This is a genomic window from Negadavirga shengliensis (assembly GCF_042652345.1).
Taxonomy (GTDB): domain Bacteria; phylum Bacteroidota; class Bacteroidia; order Cytophagales; family Cyclobacteriaceae; genus Negadavirga; species Negadavirga shengliensis.
This window is the reverse complement of record NZ_JBHSJJ010000026.1, coordinates 14,278-36,519: the sequence shown is the minus strand read 5'-3', so window position 1 is coordinate 36,519 and position 22,242 is coordinate 14,278. Positions and strand designations below refer to the sequence as shown.

The window sequence follows — 22,242 nt, the reverse complement described above, 5'->3', positions numbered from 1 at the left end:
CCGATAAAGGAAAAGACCAGGGTCGCTCCTTCCGGCACCGTGATGGCGTACTTCCCGTCGATATCCGTGGCGGTACCTATATTGGTCCCCGGGACCGATACAGTCGCCCCGGGAATAGGCGCCCCATTTTGGTCTACGACGGTACCTGTTATCGTTACATCAAATGCGTTGACATTTTTTAACTCCTTTGCTGTTGCTGTGCCTACAGAGGCAAGGATTGGCTTTTCTTTTTCTATTTTCGGGATGTCGCTTTTTAACCCGATGTAAACCTGGGCAAGCAAATCCGCTGAAAACAAACTCAATACTACGGCCGCAATCAGTGAAATCGATTGCATATGCCCGTAGATTTGTAACGGTTTTTTCATAATGGATTTTTGCTAATTTTTAATTGAAATATGATAGTTAATTGAAACAACCCCTCTAAACCCAATGGATTATGGTTAAGTCTTCCCTGTTTTTATCATAGGCATTCTATTTAAATAAATATACATATAAATAATATAATTTTACAATTATTTATTTTATCGAAATAATATATATAAACTATATATTATTTCGAATATATATTAATTTAATAAAACTATATTTTAATTTATAGGTGATTACAGAATATAATAACTGCATTATGTGGTATTCAATGTTAAAAAGAAATTTTCAAAAAAACAAGTAAAAATTGGATATAATTAATTTTATTGTATAAAATAATACAAAATAATGAAAAATTTAAATTAAATAAAATTTCATTAAACTCCATTTGTTTTTTACACAATAAAAAAGCCACGCTTTCGGAAAACCCACCAAAAGCATGGCTTTTAAGTACCAAATATTATTTTAATCAGTTCGTTACCATCCCGGGTTCTGTCCCAAAGCCGGGTTTTGGGCCAGGTCATTCAAGGGAATAGGCCACAGGTAGTCCCGGTTCTCATCAAATGATGGGTTTTCCCAGTCAGAGTTTTTATACACGTCGATATAAGTTTTTCCGTTTTCGGGATCCACACTGGTATGGATAATGGCCCCTGCATACCTTTGCTGGGCAGCAGCATTCCATTGAATGCCCATATCGGGTTTTTCCAGCTTCTTGCCCTGCTTCCACCTTCTGAGATCATCATACCGGAAACCTTCGCCGAAAAGCTCGACCCGCCGTTCCCGCCTGATCTCCACGAGCAGCGCGGAGATCCCGTCGTTCGCATACCGGGGATCCATAGGCGGGTTCATATCCAGATGGGGCATTCCGACCCTATCTCTCAACCGATTGATGCTCATATCCAGGTCACCCTGTGTGATTTCACCGAGTTCGGCTTTGGCTTCGGCATAATTTAGCAACGCTTCGGCAAACCTTAAAATAATGGCAGGGGATTCAGCCGTGTTGTAAGCCTTGCCGATCATATCGTCCGCATTGTAATGTTTGATGACATGGTACCCCGTCGAAGAAGTCCTTCCCCCGGGCTGCCCCTGTATCCTGGGATAGTCCCTGCCGTCAGCATTGTGATACTGATAGAATCCTGCATCTTCAGGGTGAAGAATGGTCTGTCTCAATCTGGGATCCCTGTTCATAAACACCTCCTCGATGGAGTCGTCCCCCTGATAAAGCGGGGAAAGCGTGATGGGCAATCCGTCCTCACAAAGGTAGTCTTCCACAAAATCCCGGGTGGCCCCGCCGGAGTAGCTGTAATAATCCTGCACATGATTGGTCAGGATACCCAGTTGGTAACGTCTCCAGACCATCACTTCCGGATTGCCGGACACATCAAGTATCCGGTGGTAGGAATTGTAATCCAGGGTAGGGTTTCCCGTAGTATAGATGGAATAGGGACCGTTGTCAATCAAATCCTTTGCCGCATCGGCGGCTTCCCTAAGCCACATTTCCGGATTGGATCCGCCGTGGTACTTTCTCCAGGTGCCTTCAAACAGGCATACCCGGGATTTGATCAGAAGGGCCGCCCAACGGTTCAGTCTTCCCGGCTCATTGCCGTCCCCCCAGTCATTGGGGAGATGGGTAGTGGCAGCATTCAGGTCTTCCAACACCTTCGCCATCACTTCTTCACGCGGTGTCCGGGCAGCAAAAAGTTCTTCAGAATCGATATTGAGTTCCCTTTCCACCCAGGGGGCATCCCCGAACATCTTCACGATATGGTGGTAAAACCAGCCCCTGAAAAGTCTGGCTTCTCCCACATACTTATTCCGGGCCTCTTCGGGGATACTTGCTTTGGGATAATTTTCCAGGCCAATATTAATGGCCCTTACAAAATCCCAACCTCTGTAACCGTACCATTGATTGGCGATTCCCGAGGAGGATGTGGGCACAATCTGCCTTCCCGCCCGGACCTGTTGGAAAGGACGGTGCCTTTCGTGGTTGGGAGCCAGGTTATCGGCAAACCCATCCAAATGCAGGTAACTGGCTACCTGACTGTCAAACCCATTGTGATGGCCCAGCAGGATGGGAATATTCACATCATTTTGTGAAAGATGGTAAAAGAAGTTGTTATAGGTGGCCAGATCATTCTCGGTATTCCAATAAGTATCATTGCTGACCTGATCCAGAGGATATCTTTCCAGAAAATCATCGTTACAGGCAGCAAGCATGAATATTGCCAGTAAGAAGGCCTTTGTGTTATATATGTGCTTTTTCATGTTGTCGTTCATTAATAATTAGAATGTCAACCTTACACCCAACGTATAGATCCGCTGCATGGGATACTCGATGGCACCGGCGTAAATGGTCTCCGGGTCAAGCGGCTTTCTGATGGGCGAGTACTCCCAAAGGTTCATGCCGGCAAAATAAACATTGGCATTCTGAAACCCGATAGCGTTCATCCAGGGATAAGGAAGGTCATAGCCCAAAGACAGGTTTTTCAGGCGGATATAACCGGCATTTTGCAGGAACCGCGTCTGTGGCTGTATATTCTTCTTATCGTTCGTTGAAATATGAGGATGGGCAAAGTAGGCGTCCCGGTTATCTTCAGACCAGGAATCCGTGATGAAGTACTTCTCCACATGTCCCGCATTGAAGGGGAAGAACCAGGTCCAGTTCCCAGAAGTGGGCCAGTGGTCCCTTCTCCAGATCCCTTGGAAAAATGCATTGAGGGTAAAATTCTTCCAACTCACGTTGTTGTTGATCCCGAAACTCAACCTGGGTGTCTCATTGCCTATGATTCTTCTGTCTCCGGGATTGGCCAGGGTGTTGTTCCCGGGGGTGATCCTTCCATCTCCGTCAAGGTCAGCGTACTGGATATCTCCCGGTCTCCAGTTGGCTCCCAACGCGGATTGGTCAGCGGCGTTGGCCACCTCATCCGCCGTCTGGAAAATCCCGACGGTTTCATAACCCCAGATTTCCCCGAGTTTCTGCCCTACATAATACTGGGCGTTGCCGCCCGTGGCGGTAGTACCGGACGGAATGGCACCATTGGGATTGTCAAACCTGGTTATGGTGGCCATCCAGTCAGAAAGCGCAAGTGTCACATCATAACTCAGGTCATTTTTCACCCTGTTTTTCCAGGTCAGCGCCAGTTCCCAGCCGGTCGTTCTGAGGTCAGCCGCATTGGCCTGCGGCGCTCCGGTCCCCAAAATGGAGGGATAAGTGGACCGCATCAACATGTCCTTGGTATCCCTGGCAAACACATCAAAGGAGGCGTCAAGCTTACCTCCGAGGAGCGTAAAGTCCAGTCCGATATTTCTGGAAACCACCGTCTCCCAGGTCAGCGTGGGGCTCACCAATCCGGCAGGGGATACAAAAGGTGTCCTGTTGGCGCCCACCATCATGAAAGGAGACTGGCCTATGCCCATGGTGGGGATATAAGGATACCAGATGGGATTGTTATTATTATCCACTAACAATTGGTTACCCAACTCACCGTAGGAGGCCCTTAGTTTCAGCTCGTCCAGCCAACTGCTGGTAGCCGCCATAAAGCCTTCATTGGAAATTCTCCATCCCACGGATACCGAAGGGAAAAAACCGAACCGGCTGTCTTTTGGAAATCTTGAGGTCCCGTCGTACCTGGCATTGGTTTCCAAGAGGTACCTCTCGTCAAAAATATAATTCACCCGGTAAAAGACCCCCCTGAGTGCATTGTGGTTGCTGCCCCCGAAGGTCTGTTGCATCCCTATAGTGGCATTGATATCCTGTATCAAGGGGGTAATCAATGTATTGTTCTGTGCCCTCACCACTTTGTTCTGCCCCCATTCCTGGTTGAAGCCCACCATGGCAGACAGGTTGTGTTTTTCGGGAAGGCTGAACTGGTAATCCGCAAAAGCATTGATTACGTAGTACTGGTTAAAATTGCTTCTTTCATGTATAAAGTCATTACCGCTAAAGCCATTGTTTACCATATCAGCCGGATTACGCAGGTTGGTCGTCAAAACCTCCACCTTGCTGGCCACATCCTGCTCGGATCGGTGAACAAAATTATAGGAGAAATTCCCCTGGATCTTCAATCCTTTTACCGGGGTCAACACGGCTCCCTGGGTCATCCAGATATCATTATTGGTCCAAGTGGACCTTCCGCCGTCGTTAAGATAGGGCCAGAAATTGGTGCCCTGAAAATACATGCCGATAAAACGCTCATAGACGCCCCTGTCCCCCGGCTCAATATAATAAGGCAGATCGGGGAACTGGATAGGCTGAATCGGGTTTACCCTGGCCATGGTATTGATGTTCACGTCCCAGTTATAGAAATAGGGTTTGTCACTGCGCTGGGAGTTGATGACCACTTTTTCTTCCAATGTCAGCCAATCCGTCACTTTGAACTCCCCTTTCATCAGGACGTTGTACCTTTTGAAGTTTTCGTTCCTGTCTGAATTCAGATAGCCATCCTTATTGAGGTGGCCGAAAGAAACGAAATAATTGGCATTTTCAGAGCCCCCGGAAATCGTCAAATCATGCTGTTGTGTAGGGGCAAATTTGGTCATGATGTCATTCTGATAATTGTTGAAGCCATAAAACCGCAAGACACCGTCCACTACCCCCCAGGCGTTTTCATGGGTCGGGTTTTCTGACCATCTCCGGGTGCCTTCCACCATGTCGGCATCATAGCTGGGCACGCCGTTTGTTCGGATATTCGCGATGTTTCTGGCATTGACGAATTCATGCGGGTCCGTTACCGGATCCATATTGAAAATCGGTTTTGCCATCGAAAATTGGCTGTTGAGGGAAACGGAAACTTTTCCTGCCTTGCCACTTTTTGTGGTCACGAGAATCACCCCAAAAGCTGCCCTGGCCCCGTAAACCGCCGCCGCGGCGGCATCCTTCAGTACAGAAACACTTTCTATGTCATTCGGGTTGATGCGGTTCAGGTCCATCGGCACATTGTCCACCAATACCAAAGGTGAGCCTCCATTGATGGATTGGAAGCCACGGACGTTAAAGACAGGACTCTCGGCAGGATCACCGTTTCTAGGGGCAATATTCAGATTGGGAATGACACCTTGAAGGCCTTCCGCCACGTTGGCGATGGGGCGGTTCTGCAAACGCTCCGAAGTGGCCACTCCGACCGCACCGGTAAGGTTCACTTTTTGCTGTGTACCATAACCCACCACGACGACCTCGTCAAGAGCCTGGGCGCTTTCTACCAAAGTGATATCAATCACTTGCTGGTTCCCCACGCTCACGCTTTGGCTTTCAAATCCGATAAAAGAAAATACCAGCGTGGCGCCTTCGGGAACGGTAATTGAATATCTCCCGTCCAGATCGGTGGCCGTCCCTAAATTGGTTCCCGGTACGGATATTGTCGCTCCGGGGATGGGATCCCCGTTTTGGTCCCGTACAACCCCACGAACCGTCACGTCAAACGCTTTGGTCTGGATTTCAGCGGTGAGTTTGTTTTGAGAAGCGAGCAAAGATGCGGATAACTTGAGTTTCTCCAGGTCATCATCCAGAGAAAGGTTTTTTTGGGCCCATACCTCCATTGAAAATACGGCAAACCCTACCATCAGGCATAGCGAAATGATCTTCGTTATGTGGTGGTTCTGTAGATTTGTTTTCATAAATGGTATTTATAAGTTAACTGAATTAATTGAAATAGAGTGAGTTCAACCACTCATGCACTATGAAATTGCTGACTTTTTACCTTTAACCATAGGCAACTATTTACAGTAAAACATGGGATGGAATAATATTTTAATACAATAAAATATACGTTATTTTGTTTTTTATAAAAAGATAACTTAATTCAGAAAAATATTAGTGTTTAAAATATTTTACAATATAAAAATTTGTATATTCTTATTATATCGTTTATTATTCTGACTATGACAATATAAGGCAAAATAAATTAATAATAAACAAAAAAATTATATTTTTTTGCCGCGCAGATTATCATTTTTTATAGACTTAAAAAGACTGCCCGGAACAAGCCGGGCAGTGTGACAGATTTGTGATTAAAAAATATGCTTTAAAAGCCTGGGTTTTGTACCAGTTCCGAATTGACATCCATTTCCCGGAGGGGTATGGGAAACCGGAGATTCCTTTCTGCAAACGTAGCATTGAAAACATTGGTATGGCCCACGAAATCATCATAATTACCTGTTCGGTCGTTTCGTACTTTTCGTGTTCTCAACATATCAAACCACAGCTTTCCTTCATAACACAATTCAAAATACCGCTGATTCCAAACTTCCTGCTCAAAAGCGTCCGCACCCATGGCACCAACCGGGTCCAGTTCTGCCCTTGCGCGGATTTCATTGACGGCTTCCAGCGCCATGGAGTTGGGCCCGCCTTCTGCCCTGTTGGATGCTTCCGCATACATCAGCATCACATCCGGCAATCGGTATATCGAAAAGTTCAATTCTGATCTTGCATCTTCATTCACAGCCGTGTGATCGAACCACTTGTAGATATAATGTCCGCCTAATTGTCTGCCATTATATTCTGTAATGAAAAACTGTTTTTCCCTCGCCCGCTTATCGTTCGGTTCATAGCTCTGAATAAATTCCTGCCGGGGGACCAGCCCTCCAAATTCATTGGAATAAACGGATATCCCCGCAAAAGTGGGCAGGCACACCGGAGTCAGCGGATTGGTCCGGTTCACTTTGTCAAATTGGACCTGAAATATGAATTCCCCACTGTTTCTGTTATTCGGATTGATCATATCCGTATATTCAGGGAACAGATTGAATGTGGTGCCTTTTTGGTTTAGAACTTCCAAAGACCGGTTTGCAGATTCCGCATAGGCCGCCGCTCCTCCTTCCACCGGATATCCTGCATAAGTCAGGTACACATCCGCAAGCAAGGACTTGATAAAACCCATGGAGACTTCGCCATTAGGCCTTCGCCACGGCAGATTGGAACTTTCTGCCGCCAAGAGATCGGGGATAATGATCTGGTCATATATTTCCCTGACCGGTGATCTTGGCATGTTGACGTCCCCCAGGTTCCGAATGGGCTCATGGATCAAAGGCACATCACCATACATTCTTACCAAATAGAAATAATAAAATGCCCTCATGGTTCTTACTTCTGCCAAGTAATCGTTCAGTTGCTGCTCGCTCAATATACTGAAGCGGGGAAGCTGTTCCAGAGCCACGTTGCATCTCAATACCCCCTGAAATAGCTGTTGCCAATAAGTATCGATGTAGAAGGACTGGGAGTCATAAGTAAGTAGATTGAACCTAAAGGCCTCGGTCTGTGCCACGCCGTCCGCTTTGCCGGTCATGAACTCCAGAAGGGACAATGTGTTGCCACCCCATCCTCCAGAACCGGTCACAACCACGTTTACATTCGCGTAAATACTGGTAACAAACGCGCTGGCAGCTTCGGGGCTGGAAAGATCCGCCTGAGTAGTCAATGTACCTGGGTTTTCTTCCAGGAAATCACCGCAGGACCCCAGTCCTGTCCACACCAACAGTATACCTATATATAATGTTATCTTTTTCATTTTCTGTACGTGGTTTAATTGTTAAAATGTCACATTCACTCCGGCACTGAAAGTCCTTGGCCTGGCGAAGGGAAAGAAGTCTAACCCTTGGGGAAGCTGGCCAGCTCCTTCAAAAGTATTTACTTCAGGATCATAGCCCGTGTATTTTGTGAATAGCAACAGGTTTTGACCGCTCAGGAAAAGCCTTGCATTGGCTATATTGTACTTGCTGAGTATGGCCGGCGGTAAGCTGTATCCCAACATCAGGTTTTGCAAGCGGGCAAAAGAACCATCCTCCACCCAATGGGTATCCATATTGGTAAGATAAGGTGTGCCCCAGGCCCTTACTTCGGCCACCATGGCATCCTGGTTATCCGGCCGCCAGGCATCCAATACCGTGCTGTAGCTGTTGGCGAGTGTCTGCCTGTCCTCTACAGAGTGCAGTGTGGCATTGATCACATCCTGACCGTACACAAACCTGAACTCAAAAGATAGGTCAAAGTTTTTGTACTGGAATGTGTTGGTGATGTTGCCCACCCATTTAGGATACATTCTTCCTATGATTTTGGAGTCATCGGCATCAATTACGCCATTGTTGTCGAGGTCCTCCCACCGGATATCACCGGGCAACAAACCATACTGAGCAGCTTCGTCCGCCTGATCCTGGTTCCAGGTGCCTAACCTTACCCTTCCCCAAATTGAGCCAATGGGCTCACCAACGCGCAGGATGTTCGTCTGTCCCAAAAACCAGGGGCCCGGAAAAATATCCGCATCGTTGGCGCCCAGGTTCAGGATGGTGTTTGTATTGGTAGACCAGTTGAGGTCGGTGGTCCACATAAACTCTTCCCTTTCCACATTGACGGAATTCAGGGTCAGTTCAATGCCTTTGTTTTCCACGGACCCAATATTCTGCAATACCGAAGAAAATCCGGTGGACCAAGGCAGAGGGGCGTTTAAAAGCAAATTTTTGGTCCGCTTGTAATACAGATCAGCCTCCATCATCAACCTGTTGTTGAAAAAACCCATTTCGAGGCCAAAATCCACCTGGTCAGTGGATTCCCATCTCAAGTCCGAGTTTCCGAACGAGGTTTGAGAAATGCCGATTTCGTTCCCTCCTGCCTTCAGCACATTAAACGTTCCCAAAAACTGCAAGGAATTGAAATTACCTATTTCCTGGTTTCCGGTAGAACCTGCGGAGGCACGGATTTTAAAGTTATTGATCCCATCCACGCCTTGCATGAAGCCCTCTTCAGAAGCCCTCCAGGCCACCCCTACTGAGGGGAAAAAGGCATATTTTGTGTTTTCACCAAACCTGGACGAGCCGTCATATCTTCCTGTTACGGTAAACAGGTATTTGTCATCCAGACTGTAGTTCCATCTTGTGAAGAAAGAGTTCAGTCCGGCCTCCCCCACGTTACCGTTGATGCCGGCGATCGGTATGATATTTCCCGCCCGTATGTTTCTCCACTGAAAAAAGTCATCAATAAACCCTTCACTCCGGACACTCAGGTTTTCGAAACTGTCCCTCTGCCAGCTGAAACCGAACATCCCATTGATCCGGTGACGTTCGCCTATGGATTTGTTCCAGGTCAGGAAATTTTCTGTTTGCCAGTAAATCCGGTTATTTGTAAATACAGAAGCAATTCCCCGTTGGTCGGCTGACAATAACCTGAGGTTTCTGGATGAATAAAAATTGTTTTTCTGGCTGTCGAAGATGGTGCTGAAAGTTGCCCTGAATTCCAGTTCGCTTGTGATTTTGAAGTTCATATAAAGATCCCCATACATTTGGGAAAGATTGACATCCGTATACCTGTTCCTGGCGATATTGACAGGGTTTTCTCCCCCTTCGGTACCCGGCCAGTCGGCATTGGACCCCCATCTGCCGTCGGGATAGGTTACAGGTATAATCGGCAGGGCCTCAGCCGTCATCCTGGCCACATTGAGTGCCCCATTGGCATCATCGACTATTCTTCTTTTACTGCGGGTTCCCAAAATACTACCTCCCACTGTAAGCCATGGCTTGATGTCGGAATCAATGGCGATTTTTCCCGTAAATCGCTCAAAACCAGAATTGATCATGATCCCATCTTCATCGGTGTATCCCAGGGACACATTGTACGAGGTGGTATTATTGCCGCCTCTGAATGCCAGGTTATGGTTTTGGGCCCAAGCCGGGCGGTAAGTTTCATCTTCCCAGTTGGTATCATACAAAGGATTGCCATTGGCATCAAACAAATCCGGGAAATCGGCGGGGTTTGCCCTCTGGTACCGTCCTTGCGCAAAACCCTGGGGATCATATTTTTCCGCATTGTCAAATGCCCGGTTATAAATTTCCATAAACTCAGCGGAATTGAGTGTCGATACACTGGTAGCCCGGTGGGAAAGGGACACGAAGTTATCATAGGTAATCTGATTCTGGTTCTTCTCTCCCCTCTTGGTGGTAACCAGAATAACCCCGTTGGCTCCCCTTGCACCGTATATCGCGGCTGATGAGGCGTCCTTCAGCACTTCGATGGACTCTATGTCCGCCGGGTTGATCATATTAAGGTCGGCTCCGATCACCCCGTCTATGACAAAAAGCGGGTTCACCCCTGAATTGATCGAATTGATACCCCTGATCCTTATCCTTGCAGAGGCCCCTGGAGAGTTTTGGTTATTGAGCACCTCCACACCGGCGATCCTTCCCTGAAGGGCTTTCACCGCATTGGGTTGCGAACGGTCTATCAAGCGGTCACCTTTTACAGAGCCTACCGAACCTGTCAGGTCTGATTTTTTCAAGGTCCCATAGCCAATGACAACCACTTCATCCAAGGCCTTGGTGTCTTCCTGCATGGAAATGTCGACCACAGCCTGATCACCTACAGCCACTACCTGACTCTCAAAACCGATAAAGGAAAAAACAAGCGAAGCCCCCTCTGGCACGGTGATGGTATACCTGCCATCAAGGTCTGTGACTGTACCGGTAGTAGTCCCTTGGACCAGCACGCTGACACCGGGCATAGGATCCCCGTTTTGATCCCTTACCACTCCACTGACATCCCGCTCAGCCACCACGGCTGTTGAGGATAAAGCAGTTGAACCTTTTCCGGAAGTTCCACTGGCTTTCTCTGAGGCGTATGCCGTTGTGGTTACACAGCACAGCCATCCTAAGCCACATACTAGGATACCTTTACGCGAAAGGCGAAGTAACTTTTTTTTCATAAGAAATTAATTTAAGTTGGAATATGTTTTATTAAACAAATTATTGGTATAATCATATTTTTTTCCAAATTGAAATCTTTCTGTATCAGTGGCTACATTGTTTATCCTTGGTAGGACCCTTCCATTCTTCGCTCCACTGGGATCAAGCTTTGATCCAAATACACAGAGGTATCAAAAAACCCATATCCACGAAGACCTTGTGTCCGGTATAACACAATGAAGGGTGATCAGGAAAAAATAGGAACAACGGGCATAATAGGCTTGATGAAGTTTCTCTTGGTATCATCAGATTTATGGTTTAGAAATAGGCTTTTTAACCATAAACCTATTGAATACTACTTATAATATCAATAATTATATTGATTTATTAAATTAAATTATATTATTTAATAATACATGTTAATTTAATTCAAATATTATTTAATTAAAAATTATTTGATTACAAAATTTTGCTATTTAACTCGAATTATTGACAAGGATAGTACAGCAAAGGGATGCTTTCCTATGGCTTACATTTATTGATAAATGAAAGGTTCAGCTTTTGCTGATGATCAAAAAACCAATAATGGCTGAAAGTAAAATCTTTTTGAGGTGGGCAAGCGCCTTGTAGACCAGTCGCCGGGCGGAGGAAACATGTCTGAATTCAAAAATGGTGGCAATTTGCTCGTAGCTTAGCCCCTCATAATAAAAGTAATAAATGGCCTCTCTCTCTTTCTCAGTCAGGGCCGACAACGCCTCATTTAGGCTTTTCAATTGTGCTTCTTGAAATTGCTGGTGAATGTAATGCATTTCGAAGGATAGCTCCACGGGAAACTGGGTAAAGAGAAACCGTTCCTTTTTTTCATTTTCGCGGCATGATTTTCTGACGAATTCCAGCACCCTCCTTTTAAAAGCCTTATACAAATAAAATTTGATGTTATCCGTTTTATGAAGCCCAGCACGGTTTTTTCTTAGGTAAATAAAAAAATCCTGGAGGCAGTCCTTCACGGATTCCCTGTCCGAAGTGAACTGGGAACCATAATTAAAAAGCCTGTTGCCATAGGTGTTATACATAAAAATAAATGCTCCTTCATCTCCTTTTCTAAAAGCATCCCATATCTCTCCGTCTGATTTAGTGTTGTAATACCCTTCTGGCTGATCATCCTGGTAAGTCCCCGGGCGCTCCCGCCCGTCATTTGTTTGTTTAGAGGATACCATATATAGTCATTTTATCAAATATATTCTGAAAACACATTGATTACTAGAACTTAATATAGTGATTATCCCTAAAAAACAGAAGAAAAAAACATCAAAGGAAAAATGTCTGATATATTACTCCACAAAATGATCACAGACTTTTCGTATATAACTTAAAAAACTGCTAACCGGGCTGTTTCAAACGGTGAAGAAATAAGCGGCTTTTTCAGCCATTTTGTCCATAGTAGGCATCTTTTCCATGCTTCCTGTCATAATGTTTCCGGATCAGCGCCTGCCTCAGCCGGGGGGCATTGGGGTTGATCTGGAGCGTGAGAAAAGCCATTTTTGCCAGTTCCTCCAACACTTTGCTGTTATATACCGCTTTGGCTGCGTTCTTTCCCCAGGTAAAAGGCCCATGATTTCCTAAAAGCACCATTTCCACTTCGTTAAAGTCTAGATTTTTCTCCCTGAAACAATCCAAGATCTGCTGCCCTGTCATGTGCTCATAGTCTCCTTGGATCAACTCGTCCGACATGGGAGGGGCACAGGGAACATCATGGGTGTGGTGATCCGCATGGGTAGTCCCAAAAATAGGGATGTCTCTTTGGGCTTGCGCCCAAGCCACTGCGTAAGTGGAGTGCGTGTGCGCGATACCCCCTACGTTCTCCCAAGAGCGGTATAGGAATGCATGGGTTTTGGTATCGGAAGAGGGCCTCATTTTTCCCTCTACCACTTTATTGTCCAAATCAACAATGACCATATCATCTGCTGCAAGTTCTTCATAGGGAATACCACTGGGCTTGATGGCAAACACCCCTTTGTCTCTGGCCACTGCACTTACATTGCCAAAAGTATACACCACCAAATCCAGCCGGGGCAGCTCCATGTTGGCCTCGTAACATTCCCTTTTCAATTCTTTGTAGTTACTCATATCCAGGATTAAGATTTTTACAATTTTCCAAATATAACAATGATTGCGGATAAAATTTTTTGATTAAACCGGAGACTTCAATTGTACCGGATTCTTAAATGTATTTTCAACGGTTAATACCTTTGCTTCACAAGCGGAATTGAAAGCACGGACCGGTACTTTGTTAAAAATTTTTAAAAATTCCGCACCATGATCCTCCAGACGTTTGTATTATTATAAAAAAATAATTATGTTTTTAAATTCGTTTACGTTAACAGATAAGCTATTGTTTTATTTATCATCATCAGAATATCAATTAGGAAAAGAAAGATTTCAATAGCAAACCGTTTCTATTAAAATATAAACAAAACATGATCAAATATTCAAATCAAACCCGGGTCTTGGTGGCGGTTGACTGCATTATTTTAGGATTTGACGGCAGTGACTACAAACTGTTGTTGATACAGCGGGGTTTTGCGCCTGAAAAAGAAAAATGGAGCCTCATGGGGGGATTTTTACAACCTGATGAAACTTTGGACAATGCAGCCAACAGAATCCTCCAACGGCTTACCGGCTTGGAAGATGTTTACCTCGAGCAAATGCACACATTCAGTAAACCGGACAGGGATCCCATCGAAAGGGTGATCGGTGTGGTGTACTTTGCACTTATTGATATTAAAAAATACCAGCAGCAGATCAATGATGATTTCCATGCCCGCTGGTTTGCGATGAAGGACTTGCCGGGGTTGATATTTGACCACGAGGAAATGGTGCAGATGGCCCTTACAAAACTGCGGTACAAAGCCGCGTTACACCCGATACTTTTTGAGCTGTTGCCGGAAAAATTCACGCTTCCACAGTTACAGGCGATGTATGAAGGGCTTTATGAAACGAAAATCGACAAGAGAAACTTTACCCGAAAAGTCCTTTCGAGTAATATCCTCAGAAAAGAAGATGAAAAAGACAAAACCGGTTCAAAAAAAGGGGCGTATTTTTACACCATTGACGAAGAACAATACAAAGAAAATTTCCAAACGATCCTAAAATTCATTCCAAAAAACGAAATCCCGGCGGCAAGCGAGTCCTAATGTTAAGTCAAATATGATATTTCGGATTGTCTGCATGTGAAACTGCTGGTTTCCGGGAGTACCCGGGGGCCACAGCATGCCCCGGACCCGGTCAAAAGGATTCGGGAAATTACTCTGTTGAGCACGAAGGTGAGAACAACTTGGTTGGAATTACTATTTGGACAAAAAATCAATGATCATAAATTCTGCGTCGATTAGCGGAATTAGTGGACAAAAATCCATCGATTAACCCGAAAATTGATCATTGACCTGACACCGGATAAAAAGACTGTCGGATTTGGAGATATGGGCTGTTTCTTCAAAAGTTCGCTTTCCGAATACGTTTCTGAAGTAAGCGGAAAAGCGAAATAACAGCATGTCGGCAGGCTGCCATTTTTTCAAAATATGATTTCTCTTATCTTTGTTTTTTCAAAGAGACAGTTGCTTTTAAATTAGTTTATGCCTGTTCATTATTTAAACTGAGGATCATGCAGAATTACAAAAACCACCGAAGGTATTATCCTTTTCACCATTATGTCATCACACCACTTACCTTTTTTTTTCTCTCTTGGTCTTTTTGGAACGTCAGTGAAGCTTTGGACAATGAACAGGATATTGCCCTTAGTATTTATTTTTTGACCGGCGCCATGATCTTGTTTTTCCTTCCCATTATAGCTAGAATATATGCCCTCAAAAACCAGAACCGGACGATACGGCTGGAAATGAGATTGCGGTATTTCCAGCTCACCGGCAAGCCTTTCCACCAGATGGAAAAAAAGCTGAGACTTTCACAGATCGTCGCCCTTCGTTTTGCAGGCAGTAAAGAGCTTTTGTCTTTGATGGAGCGAGCCATTAAAGAAAACCTGACTCCGAAAGAGATCAAAAAATCCATCAAAGACTGGCAGAGTGATAATTACAGGGTTTAATCTTTGAAACAAACTACTAAAATATTTGCGGTTTATTCAAGGTTGAACCACAGTCTTTTTGCACATTAAATTAACTTTGAGAGCAAAACCCTTACCTCTTTGGCGTTTTTGATGTTGTAGTTGGCCTGGGTGTACGCATAACCTACCCGAATGGTATAGGCATTTTTGGGCATGGCTTTAAAGGTGTCTTCATCTGTCCAGTCATCTCCCAATGCCAATATGAAGTCGTGATCTTCCCCTCTCATCATAGCCATTGCCGCCCGCCCTTTATTGATATCGGGTCTTTTTATTTCCAGCACCATATTGCCCTCCAACACCTGTAGGTTGTGTCCTCTCGCCATATATTTCAGGTGACTGAACAACTCTCTCATACGCAAATCCCCCAGACCGCTTTCCACCTTTCTATAGTGCCACACCAAGGAATGGTGTTTTTCTTCTATAAATGCCCCCGGAGTTCTCAGGACATAATAATCCATCACCTGCCTGATATCTTCCTTCCAGCTATCGTCCACATCGGCATAGAGGATCCAGTCTTCTTCGTGATCCCTTTTTTTCAACCAGACGCCGTGCTCGGCGATGATGTCCACATCTTGGTTTTCAAACCATTTCCCCAAAGTCTCCTTGTCCCTCCCGCTTATGATCACGAGCTGACATTTTTTGGAAAGGGCGGCGATAAGGGAATTGAGTTCATCGTCCGGAAAAGCATCCTGGGGCCTGTTTTTGAAACCTACCAGTGTGCCGTCGTAATCAAGAAACACAATAGGCTTCTTCGCTTTCCTAAAAGCCTCAGCAAGCTCTTCCATCAAGTTTTCGTCCAGGGTTCTGGATATGAGCTCCTTTTGTTTTTCCTTCACATGAGCCAATCTGTCCATGAAGACCTTTACCCATTGGAAAATATCGTACTTTTTCAGGCTTTGCTGCATAGAAGACAGTCTGAGTTCCTGTTCTTCCTCGTCCATGGTCAGGGCCTCCATTATGGCATTTTTTACCCCTTCCAAATTATTGGGGTTGACCAAAATGGCATCTACCAACTCTTTGCTGGCACCGGCCATTTCAGAAAGGATGAGCACACCTTTTTTGTCTGTTTTGCTGGCTACAAATTCCTTGCATACCAGGTTCATCCCGTCCCGTAAAGGTGTCACCAATGCAATATCGGAGAGAGCATAAAAAGCACTTAATTCATTAAAGGGAAAGCTTCTGTAAAAATAGTGCACCGGTACCCAATTCAATGTGGAAAACTTGCTGTTGATCCTCCCCACCAGGGTATCGATCTCGATTTTTAGCTGCTTGTAGGATTCCACTTTGGCCCTGGACGGAACCACTATCATGATCATGGACACTTTCCCATGAAATTCAGGATGGGCTTCCAGCAGTTCTTCGAAGGCCTTAACCCGCTGGGGTATGCCTTTGGAATAATCCAACCTGTCAATAGTGAGCAGCAGCCTCTGTTCACCCAGCATTTCTTTAAACTTCCTGACATGATTTTGGGTCTTCTTACTGACGGCTGCCTTTGCGAATTTATCGTAATCAATGCCCATTGGAAAGGCGTCCACGTTCACCAACCTGTTGTCTGCCTGGATAAAACCGCTCTCGTTGGAAAGACCTAAGATTCTGCCGACCGCACTTAAAAAGTGCCTCATATCATCATAGGTGTGAAAGCCTATCAAATCTGAGCCCACCATTCCTTCCAACAGTTCTCTCCTCCAAGGCAGCATTCTGATGATCTCATAAGAGGGGAAAGGGATGTGTTGAAAGAAAGCTATGGTAGCGTCCGGAAGTTTTTCCCGCAACATCATCGGTAACAGCAGTAACTGGTAGTCGTGTATCCATATGGTATCGTCTAGATCTGCCTTTTTCAGGATGGCGTCACAAAACTTTCTGTTAACCCTGTGATAGGCTTCCCAATAGGTGTCTTCATAATTGATATATTGGGTAAAATAATGAAAGGCCGGCCAAATGGTATCATTGCTGAATCCCTCATAGTACAACTCCACTTCCTCCTTGGTCAAAAAGACCGGTGCCATTTTCAATGACATAAGTTTCTCTGTCACTTCTTGTTTCTGCTCCGGGGCTTCTACATCATTTCCCGGCCAGCCAATCCATATATTCTCCCCTTCCTTGTATATGGAACCCAAGCCGGTGGCCAACCCTCCGGCACTGGCCTTGAATTCAAACTTTCCATTCTTATGTTGTAAACTCACTGGCAGCCTATTGGAAACTATAATTGTCTTTCCCATAATGTAAGGTAGTAGTTTTAATAAAAAGAAGTTGCTTTACAGCGTGTTTCCCAAAATTTTAAGAAGTATTATCGATGTTCTAATTTAAAGAAAATGGGATAAAGAAAAAAATAAATTAACTCCTAATCAATCAATGAAGAGTACAATATCTTCAGGTTAATATAACCTGTTTCCTTCCAAAAGTTTTCCTAATAGATTGCCCGTCAGCGCACTTGATCCCCCGATGAGGAATCCTAAAAACCCCGTGATACCAAGAAGCAAGGCACCATTTCCCAGGCCCATGATCCCCGCCATTTTTCCGGGAAGCGCTGAACCCGAGGCTGACCATATCATCAAAGGCACGAGCAACCACACCAAACCAACCCCCAATGCTCCCGCCGCAAAAGACAGAAAAGTATTTCCCCTGAAAATAGCGCCTGTTCCCGCTACCAGCACCATAAGTATCCAATAAGGAAGGTGCGGGCCTAAAAAATAGGCTATGGCAAGAGCAAAAACCAATTGAATAAAAAACCTCATCTGTCCCCAGGATTAAAGTGCAATTGATAAAGTAACGAATCCACTTCTTCTTTCCCTTTTTTTAAGGAAATATCCACATACTCACCCCTTTCCCACATGCCCAGGAAACTGTCATAAAACCGGCTACCCGGGTTTCCCGATTGCCCCCCGGGATAAATGCCGTATGCTGCCCCTTCTATCCCCGGTTCTACCACCATCCTCCATCCCGGTCCCCAATTGCCAGAAGCGGCATTGATAATACCCTTTCCTCCTCCAATGTCCAGTTTCTCAAAACTAAAAGCACGGAAATTGGGCACTAAATGGGAAACGCTGGTGTTTTTGTAGCTGCGCCAAGTATAATCTCCCTCTGCCGCTTCAAAGCTTTTGATCTCCTTCACCATACGGTGAAACGCCGTTTTCACCAAATCTGAGGCCGTTTCTTTCGTATCTCCGGTGTTCCTGTCGTCAAACCACGCTCCCTCCGGAGCTTCTCTCATCAGCTGGGAAAGACGGTAACGTTCAGGAAAAGCCACGGGGACACCGCGGACATTCCAGCATTCCCTTAGCCGGTATTCTATGTGTTTCCACCAGGAATCGAACAAAGAGGGCGCCTTTTGGTCTGCATCGGCGAAAAAATCCCAATCTTTCAGCTCCTCCAGCATAAGGCTGCCGTCCTCATCCAAATGTTCCCCTTTCATCCATGCCAGCATAGTGGGCAATATTTCTGCCGCATGAAGGTTAAAATTGTCATTTTGAAGGGTCATCATGTCCTCCACAGTGATTTGGTCCATTTCATCCAGCATCTGATTGATCCTCCTGTTTCGGAAGTGTTCAAACTGGTTTCCGAATACGTAATAAGGATAACTTTGATAAACGGGGTATTGGTTGGCCGAGGAGACAAATCCTCTGGCAGGATTCAACGTGGATGCATTATGCTCAACGGGAATATAGCCCCGCCATTCGTAGGAAGGGTCGCTGCCATCCATAAGGTATTTTCCCTGCTCTTCCCACTTCAAAGGAAATTTACCCTGTACTTTCATGGCTATGTCACCTGAAGCAGAGGCAAAAACAAAGTTCTGCGCTGGAACTTCATAGTGACTTAGAGCGGTGAGGTAATCAGAATGATTTCTGGCCTTGTTTAACAGCAAAAAGGTCCTTTGTTCGTTGGATCCTTCATAGGCGGTCCATTTCAGGGAAAAATTGGCGTTTTTTCTGTCAGATCCAAAATTCCGGTCAAATACCACGGGTCCGTGATGGGTGTATACCACCGTATCTACAAAATCTTCTCCATTTTTCACCCTAATCTGTTCAAGGCGCGTCGAAGTTTGTACCCACTGTCCATTGTATAAGTATTCCATACGGCTTTCATCCCTAAACGAAATACCATACCAATCTTTCACGTCCCTGTCAGCATTGGTAGGGCCCCATGCGACGTTTTCATTAAAGCCGATGATTATCCCCAAAGCACCCGGAAGACTTGCACCTTTGACCGTAAACCCATCCGTACCTAATTGCATGGCAAACCACAGCGAAGGGATGTTCAGGCCAAGGTGGGGATCGCTGGCAAGGATGGTCCGGCCGTTTTTGGTTTTATTTCCGGCCACTGCCCAGTTATTGGAACCGAAACCCGGTTCCGGTTGGAGCAGCGGCTTTGACATGATTAAGCTATCCGGATAATCAATACCTTCCGGCTTGCTGATGGGTACGGGCTTAAAATCCCAGTTTTCTGAAGGAATAACAGGATCTATCCCTTCAGGCCGATCGGGAAGCAGTTCCCTGACCCACTCCTGACCAAAAAGAGCTCTGAAATTGGTAAACTCCATGTCCTGGTCCCTCGCCAACATATCGGCCATGCTCATCAAAAACAGGCAGGATTTATAAGGTGACCAATATTCGGGTTGATAATCCAGCAGTTTATATTCCACCGGCATTTCAGCAAAAGAAAGCTGATCAATATAAGCATTTACACCTTCCGCATAAGCCTGCATATAGCCCAGGGTTTGTGGGTCGCTTTCCTCCAAAAATTTCAGTTTATTCTCCGCTCCAAATGTAAGGCCTTTGCGTCTGGCCTGTCTGTCATATTCCAAAGCTAATTTTCCGACGATTTCAGAAAGCCTGCCAGCCGCTGCCAAAACCTGAAATTCCATTTGCCATAGTCGGTGACGCGCTGTGATATATCCCTGAACCCTATAGAGATCTTCTTCATGGGTTGCATAAATATGGGGAATAAGGTATTGGTCGTACATCACCTCCACCGGCCCGTGCAGGCTTGGAAGCGATATGGATGAAGGAGGATCGTCGTCCTCACTGGAGGCATTATGCCAAAAGCCCTTGAAGGGATCAAAAATATTGGCCAGCGGTGGTAGGCTGGCCAAATTAATTGCTAAACCCAATGCGATACAAAGGGTAAATGTGAGTGAAAAAAAGAAACCCAAATACCTCATTCAATCGCGACCGGCAATTTCAGCTTTTCCCAGTTTATGACTATTCCCTCATTGACAATATCAATACTCAGTCTTTCCTGACTGCTGTCCTGCCATTCCGGCTGAACATCCACCCTTATGACGTCATTTTCCTCCTTATACTGGTAATGTCCATGTTCCAAATCCCACTCTGAGTTGAAAATAACCGTCCATGGTCCTTTTTCCCTTGGGATGGTGAAAACAGAATATTTCCCGGCGGCCAACGGCTGCCCTTCCACGACCACCGCCTCACTGAAATCCACGTATGTGGCCTCATTGGCCCCCGTTCTCCACACTTCATCGTAGGGCTGAAGATCGCCCCAAATGACACGGTCTTTTACAGCAGGCGAGCCATATTGAATTTGCACATCTTTTCCGTTGATTTTGCCCTCAGCCTTCCTCAAAGGACTTGCGCGGGTATCGCTCACCTCCTGTTCCACTTCATTCTCAGCGGTTTCCACAGTATCCGACTGCTGCTGCGAACAGCCCTGTAGAAATATCCATAAAATTGCTGCTACGATTAAATAAAAATTCCTGATAAAATGTGACATAGGTTATCCATTTAATTTTCCCCCAATTTATGTATTTTTTTATATACCCTTGCCTATTTTTAATCTATAATTTTTGATAAACTAATTGTAAAACGAAACGTTGATTAATCAAAAACCTGATATATTTTTGTAAAGTCCATATTTAAAAAAACAGATTCTGAATCATACCATGTAACATGATGCGTTTTATTATCTTCACCTTCTTTTTGATTTCCCTTATCTTATTTTTCAGTGTTTATATATCCCCTGAATCCCTGGATTACACGGGACTTTTACCTTTGCTTATTCCTCCTTTTTTGATTTTCAATATCGCTCTGGCGGTCATGTTGATGTTCAGGGGATCAAGGCTTATGATCTTCCCTATACTTGCGCTGATTATCGGGTGGAGATTCTTTTCAGTAACCTTCCAATGGAATCAAAGGAACAGTAACCCCCAAGGAGTTTCGGTTTTAAGTTTTAATGCCATGCTGTTCAATAACCTTTGGGGAAACGACCGTGAGGCCCTCATCAAAAATTCCATCCAATGGGTCAAGGACAATCCCTCTGATATTAAATGTTTTCAGGAATTTTATCAGGATTATACCACTCCATCCCGAAATGCCATCAAAATTATCGGTGAAGAAGGGAAATACGAGCACTCCTTCCTGGCCATAGATGGAAATCCCAGGAGAAGATCTTATGGCATAGCGATATTCAGCAAATACCCCATCATCAATGAAGGCAGGGTATTCGATAACCAGAGGAATAACGGCGCCATGTTCGTGGATCTTAAGATCGATCAGGATACCATCCGGATATATAACACCCATTTAGAATCGATGAGTATCAATGCGGACCGGCTGGATAACTTAGAAGGCATAAAAAGTCAATACAGAAACACCATCCGGAAACTGAAAGAAGGTATTCAAATGCGTGCCTGGCAAATCAGAATATTGAAAGAACATATAGAAAACAGCCCTTATCCGGTTATTCTGGCGGGGGATTTTAATGATGTGCCCTATAGCCACACCTATTTTAGCCTGAAATCCATATTGCACAACGCTTTCGAAGAAGCCGGGAGAGGCTTTGGCTTTACTTATAACAAAGTGCTTTTCTTTCTAAGAATAGACAACATCTTTTTTGACGATGCATTTCAGATCCAGGGTTTCAAAACCCACCGCGAAGTTGATTACTCTGACCACTATCCTATTTCCGCTGTGTTCCGGTTGAAGAAAACCGAACCCGCACAGTAGATTTCAAGAGTTTCATGATCAATTTTCCAACAGCTTTTTTTTTGATGATATTCTGACATGGGCTTTCAATGAAAAAATAAAAGACAAATCTCCCATAAGTGGTTTGGCCACTTATTTTATTTTGATTTATTTTAACGC

At 45.0% G+C, this 22,242-nt stretch carries 14 protein-coding genes; 3 read left to right on the top strand and 11 right to left on the bottom strand.

Going from position 1 to position 22,242, the window contains the following annotated elements; all coding sequences use genetic code 11:
• The 7 genes from ACFPFU_RS25055 to ACFPFU_RS25025 all read right to left on the bottom strand — a co-directional run.
• The coding region (locus tag ACFPFU_RS25055; protein WP_377069397.1) for a carboxypeptidase-like regulatory domain-containing protein at positions 1–365 on the bottom strand (365 nt) is incomplete at its 3' end.
• A gap of 478 nt (positions 366–843) precedes the next feature.
• Entirely contained in the window at positions 844–2,631 is a 1,788-nt protein-coding gene (locus ACFPFU_RS25050) for a RagB/SusD family nutrient uptake outer membrane protein (protein ID WP_377069396.1), read from the bottom strand.
• Between the two features lie 18 nt (positions 2,632–2,649).
• A complete protein-coding gene (locus tag ACFPFU_RS25045) occupies positions 2,650–5,979 on the bottom strand; it encodes a SusC/RagA family TonB-linked outer membrane protein (protein WP_377069395.1) in 3,330 nt (1,109 codons plus the stop codon).
• A gap of 407 nt (positions 5,980–6,386) precedes the next feature.
• Positions 6,387–7,868 carry a RagB/SusD family nutrient uptake outer membrane protein gene (locus tag ACFPFU_RS25040; protein WP_377069393.1) on the bottom strand — a complete coding sequence of 494 codons (1,482 nt, stop codon included), beginning with the start codon at positions 7,866–7,868 and terminating at the stop codon, positions 6,387–6,389.
• A gap of 21 nt (positions 7,869–7,889) precedes the next feature.
• Positions 7,890–11,048, bottom strand: a complete 3,159-nt coding sequence (locus ACFPFU_RS25035) for a SusC/RagA family TonB-linked outer membrane protein (RefSeq protein ID WP_377069391.1) — start codon at positions 11,046–11,048, stop codon at positions 7,890–7,892.
• Between the two features lie 534 nt (positions 11,049–11,582).
• Positions 11,583–12,245 (bottom strand): RNA polymerase sigma factor, encoded by a 663-nt coding sequence (locus tag ACFPFU_RS25030; protein WP_377069389.1) that lies wholly within the window; start codon positions 12,243–12,245, stop codon positions 11,583–11,585.
• Positions 12,246–12,450: 205 nt separating this feature from the next.
• Complete coding sequence (locus ACFPFU_RS25025) at positions 12,451–13,155, bottom strand: L-ribulose-5-phosphate 4-epimerase (protein ID WP_377069387.1); 705 nt, start codon at positions 13,153–13,155, stop codon at positions 12,451–12,453.
• A gap of 350 nt (positions 13,156–13,505) precedes the next feature.
• On the opposite strand from ACFPFU_RS25025, the gene ACFPFU_RS25020 reads away from it, so the two are divergent.
• Together ACFPFU_RS25020 and ACFPFU_RS25015 are read left to right on the top strand one after the other, a co-directional pair.
• Positions 13,506–14,222, top strand: coding sequence for an NUDIX hydrolase (locus ACFPFU_RS25020; RefSeq protein WP_377069385.1), 717 nt, complete (start codon positions 13,506–13,508; stop codon positions 14,220–14,222).
• 467 nt (positions 14,223–14,689) lie between these two features.
• A complete protein-coding gene (locus tag ACFPFU_RS25015) occupies positions 14,690–15,127 on the top strand; it encodes a DUF6526 family protein (RefSeq protein WP_377069383.1) in 438 nt (145 codons plus the stop codon).
• Between the two features lie 65 nt (positions 15,128–15,192).
• Here the strand turns inward: ACFPFU_RS25015 and ACFPFU_RS25010 are convergent, their stop codons facing one another.
• From ACFPFU_RS25010 to ACFPFU_RS24995, 4 genes are all read right to left on the bottom strand, one after another.
• On the bottom strand, positions 15,193–17,364 hold the full coding sequence (locus ACFPFU_RS25010) for a bifunctional alpha,alpha-trehalose-phosphate synthase (UDP-forming)/trehalose-phosphatase (RefSeq protein WP_377069381.1): 2,172 nt from the start codon (positions 17,362–17,364) through the stop codon (positions 15,193–15,195).
• 156 nt (positions 17,365–17,520) lie between these two features.
• A complete protein-coding gene (locus ACFPFU_RS25005) occupies positions 17,521–17,880 on the bottom strand; it encodes a hypothetical protein (RefSeq protein ID WP_377069379.1) in 360 nt (119 codons plus the stop codon).
• Positions 17,877–20,252 (bottom strand): penicillin acylase family protein, encoded by a 2,376-nt coding sequence (locus ACFPFU_RS25000; RefSeq protein WP_377069377.1) that lies wholly within the window; start codon positions 20,250–20,252, stop codon positions 17,877–17,879. The genes ACFPFU_RS25005 and ACFPFU_RS25000 overlap by 4 nt, the downstream gene beginning before the upstream one ends.
• 47 nt (positions 20,253–20,299) lie before the next feature.
• Entirely contained in the window at positions 20,300–20,872 is a 573-nt protein-coding gene (locus ACFPFU_RS24995) for a DUF2911 domain-containing protein (protein ID WP_377069375.1), read from the bottom strand.
• A 176-nt stretch (positions 20,873–21,048) separates the two neighbouring features.
• Between ACFPFU_RS24995 and ACFPFU_RS24990 the strand changes: the two genes are divergently transcribed.
• Positions 21,049–22,104, top strand: a complete 1,056-nt coding sequence (locus ACFPFU_RS24990) for an endonuclease/exonuclease/phosphatase family protein (RefSeq protein ID WP_377069373.1) — start codon at positions 21,049–21,051, stop codon at positions 22,102–22,104.
• Positions 22,105–22,242: the final 138 nt, after the last annotated feature.

What these genes read in the sequence shown, in the direction of transcription:
- ACFPFU_RS25005 (WP_377069379.1), bottom strand. Translation starts at nt 17,880, where the DNA reads ATGAGGTTTTTTATTCAATTGGTTTTTGCTCTTGCCATAGCCTATTTT.
- ACFPFU_RS25020 (WP_377069385.1), top strand. Translation starts at nt 13,506, where the DNA reads ATGATCAAATATTCAAATCAAACCCGGGTCTTGGTGGCGGTTGACTGC.
- ACFPFU_RS24990 (WP_377069373.1), top strand. Translation starts at nt 21,049, where the DNA reads ATGATGCGTTTTATTATCTTCACCTTCTTTTTGATTTCCCTTATCTTA.
- ACFPFU_RS25035 (WP_377069391.1), bottom strand. Translation starts at nt 11,048, where the DNA reads ATGAAAAAAAAGTTACTTCGCCTTTCGCGTAAAGGTATCCTAGTATGT.
- ACFPFU_RS24995 (WP_377069375.1), bottom strand. Translation starts at nt 20,872, where the DNA reads ATGTCACATTTTATCAGGAATTTTTATTTAATCGTAGCAGCAATTTTA.
- ACFPFU_RS25025 (WP_377069387.1), bottom strand. Translation starts at nt 13,155, where the DNA reads ATGAGTAACTACAAAGAATTGAAAAGGGAATGTTACGAGGCCAACATG.
- ACFPFU_RS25010 (WP_377069381.1), bottom strand. Translation starts at nt 17,364, where the DNA reads ATGGGAAAGACAATTATAGTTTCCAATAGGCTGCCAGTGAGTTTACAA.
- ACFPFU_RS25050 (WP_377069396.1), bottom strand. Translation starts at nt 2,631, where the DNA reads ATGAAAAAGCACATATATAACACAAAGGCCTTCTTACTGGCAATATTC.
- ACFPFU_RS25015 (WP_377069383.1), top strand. Translation starts at nt 14,690, where the DNA reads ATGCAGAATTACAAAAACCACCGAAGGTATTATCCTTTTCACCATTAT.
- ACFPFU_RS25045 (WP_377069395.1), bottom strand. Translation starts at nt 5,979, where the DNA reads ATGAAAACAAATCTACAGAACCACCACATAACGAAGATCATTTCGCTA.
- ACFPFU_RS25030 (WP_377069389.1), bottom strand. Translation starts at nt 12,245, where the DNA reads ATGGTATCCTCTAAACAAACAAATGACGGGCGGGAGCGCCCGGGGACT.
- ACFPFU_RS25040 (WP_377069393.1), bottom strand. Translation starts at nt 7,868, where the DNA reads ATGAAAAAGATAACATTATATATAGGTATACTGTTGGTGTGGACAGGA.